Raw genomic sequence first — 305 nt, 5'->3', positions numbered from 1 at the left:
CCGGATGGCACCACGTTCACTCCGGGTGAGAATGTTCCGGATGGCGTGACCATTGATGAGAACACTGGTGAGATCACGGTGACCATTCCGGAGAATGCGAAGCCGGGTGACAAGATCACGGTTCCGGTTGTTGTGACTTACCCGGATGGTTCTAAGGACAACGTTGATGTCACCGTCACCGTTGACAACCCGGATGCGAAGACTGCGGATGAGATCGAGCCGGAGTACAAGGACGGTTCGGGCAAGCCTGGTGAGGACGTCAAGGTCGAAAAGCCTGAGTTCAAGGACAAGGATGGCAACCCGAC

General features: G+C 56.1%; 1 protein-coding gene. It reads left to right on the top strand.

Translation table 11 applies throughout. The features are described 5' to 3' along the window. Positions 1-305 (top strand): YPDG domain-containing protein (locus tag HMPREF2785_RS12035; RefSeq protein WP_168164694.1); only part of this gene is annotated, 305 nt, incomplete at both ends.

The organism is Corynebacterium sp. HMSC067D03 (assembly GCF_001811185.1).
Lineage (GTDB): Bacteria > Actinomycetota > Actinomycetes > Mycobacteriales > Mycobacteriaceae > Corynebacterium > Corynebacterium coyleae.
This window is presented reverse-complemented; position numbering and strand designations above follow the sequence as displayed.